Raw genomic sequence first — 2,204 nt, forward strand, 5'->3', positions numbered from 1 at the left:
GGATGACCCGGTCGGTGCTGCGCTGATAGTTCGCGAAGTCCGGCGCCTCCGTGGCGATGCGTTCCCAGACCTCATCGCGCTCCGCTCGCGGGAGGGTGGTCGGCGTGACCGTGAAGGTGGCAGCACCGACACGCAACCGCACCTGGTCGGGGTGGGCGCGCAGGTTGTGCAGCCAGGCTGGGTTCTGCGGTGAGCCAGTGAGGCTGGCGACCACGAGCCAGGAGTCGGGGCTATCGGTGAAGAGGCGTAGCGGCACGGTCCGTTCCGCCCCACTCTTGGCGCCGATCGTCGTCAGACAGCCCAGGGGTGTCTTGCGTAGTTTCATCACCTGCTCGACGGGTGGCCGGACGCCTGACGGAGCATCCGACCCCGGGTTGCGCGGTCAACCGGTCGCGGTGAAGGCTGGCCCCGTGGACAACGAGATGTTCGCCTCGCGCCGGGAGCGAGTGCTCACCGCCATCCGGACGAGCACGCGGCCGCTCGATGACGTCGAGCTCTCCAGGCGCAGTGGCGTGCGTCCTCGGCAGACGGTCAACACCATCTGCCATGCGCTCGCCACCGAGGGAATCATCGAGCGCCTCACCGGCCCGCACGGGTTGATCGTCAACCGATTGATCTCCGGCCCCGACGACCTGAGCGCGTCGATGCTCGACCTCGACCTGCCTGCGCCAGTCATGCGCGCACCGGCCCGCGCGCGAGCCACAGCACCGACGGCCGCGTCGAACGGAGATGTCATCGGCCAGCTCGGGCGGCGCCTCGGTCTCGATCTCGCGCCGCGCCGCATCAGTCATCCCAGCGGCGCCCAGGTGGGGATCGACGGCGTCGCGACCGACAACTCGGTGCTGGTGCAGGCCTGGACAGCTGCGGGCCCGGCGACCCCCGCGCAGCGCGCGGAGTTGGTCGCCGAAGCCGTCAAGCTCTTCTGGATCGGCCGGGTGGTCACCCCGATGCCCCGGCGACTGCTCATCTGCGCCGTCGACCCCGAGGCCATCGCCCACCTGACGCCACGCTCGTGGCAGACCCGCGCCATCGCCGACCTCGGTGTCGAAGTCGGCCTCCTTGCTCGCCTCTGAGTGAGAGGGTGGGGCCATGGCGGGCGACCACGCACCTGACCATGGCGAGGGCCACGCCGAAGGCAGCGAACTGGGCGAGATGGACGCGCGGGGCCGTGACCTGGAGACTCTCCTAGTCGCTCGCGGCCGGGACGTCCCGTCTGCGTCCACCCGACGCCCCAGCGCGGTTCGCCGGACGGCCAGGCCATCACCGTGGCGTGACGGCACCCGCGGGTCAGCTCGACGCCGGGACGAGTGGAAGACCACCCAGACGGCGAATCCGAACGCTACGCCTTGCCACAGGGTGATTCGTGGGTAGTACTGGGCGACCACGCAATAGAGCACGCCGAAGCCGATCGCGAACGCGAAGTGGATGATGAAGGAGTAGATCGGCAAGTCGTTGCCGTTGAAGGTCACCGTGGTGTGGACCGTGTCAGCGTTCAGGCCGAGTTGCTCGAGGAGCTTCTGCGGGCGTCGCATTCCATTCGGGTGTGCGCGGCGGGGACGGCACCGCCCACAAACTCTCGGTTAACTCATCCCGGCGCGGCCAGGAGGCGAACCCCGTTGTCCCATAGGACGGCTCGCAGCCAGTCACGCCCGAGGTCAAGGCGCTCGATCGCTTCCAACTGGTGGAGATAGGGGTAGGGGATATTCGGGAAGTCGCTGCCGAGCACGATCCGGTCGCCGAGATCGCCCAGACGCGGCAGTAGGTCCCGCGGAAGCGGCATCAGCGCCTCGGTGAAGTCGGTGAAGGCCATCGTGGTGTCGAGGTGGACATGAGGATGGGCAGCAGCGATGTCGAGGAATTCCGCATACTCCGGCATCCCGAGGTGTGCGATCACCAGTGTCAGTCGCGGGTGACGTGCGAGCACCGTGCGGATGGGGTCCGGACCGGTATACCGACCGGGCTCCGGCCCGCTCCCCGCGTGGATGACGACGGGGATGCCGCGTTCTGCGAGCAGACCCCAAACGGGGTCGAGCACCGGATCGGCCGGATCGAAGCCCCCGACCTGGACGTGCACCTTGAACGCTTCCGCACCCGCATTCACGGCTTCCAGCACGTATGCCGGTGCCCCCGCCTCCGCATAGAAGGTAGCCGTGTGCGCGCAATCCGGTGTGCGAGAAGCGAACTCGGATGACCAGGAGTTAAGC

3 protein-coding genes and 1 pseudogene are annotated in these 2,204 nt (G+C 68.3%); 1 reads left to right on the forward strand and 3 read right to left on the reverse strand.

Annotated features, from left to right (window positions below):
* On the reverse strand, positions 1–325 hold a 325-nt coding region (locus PKH97_RS16070; protein ID WP_324388618.1), incomplete at its 3' end, for a nitroreductase/quinone reductase family protein.
* Positions 326–410: 85 nt separating this feature from the next.
* Between PKH97_RS16070 and PKH97_RS16075 the strand changes: the two genes are divergently transcribed.
* Positions 411–1,073, forward strand: a complete 663-nt coding sequence (locus tag PKH97_RS16075; protein WP_324388620.1) for a hypothetical protein — start codon at positions 411–413, stop codon at positions 1,071–1,073.
* A 291-nt stretch (positions 1,074–1,364) separates the two neighbouring features.
* On the opposite strand, the pseudogene PKH97_RS16080 reads toward PKH97_RS16075, so the two are convergent.
* Both PKH97_RS16080 and PKH97_RS16085 read right to left on the reverse strand, forming a co-directional pair.
* A pseudogene (locus PKH97_RS16080) lies at positions 1,365–1,532 on the reverse strand (DUF1440 domain-containing protein); the annotation flags it as partial.
* A 53-nt stretch (positions 1,533–1,585) separates the two neighbouring features.
* The coding region (locus PKH97_RS16085) for an amidohydrolase family protein (protein WP_324388619.1) at positions 1,586–2,204 on the reverse strand (619 nt) is incomplete at its 5' end.

It is taken from the genome of Nostocoides sp. (assembly GCF_035343835.1).
GTDB lineage: Bacteria > Actinomycetota > Actinomycetes > Actinomycetales > Dermatophilaceae > Nostocoides_A > Nostocoides_A vanveenii.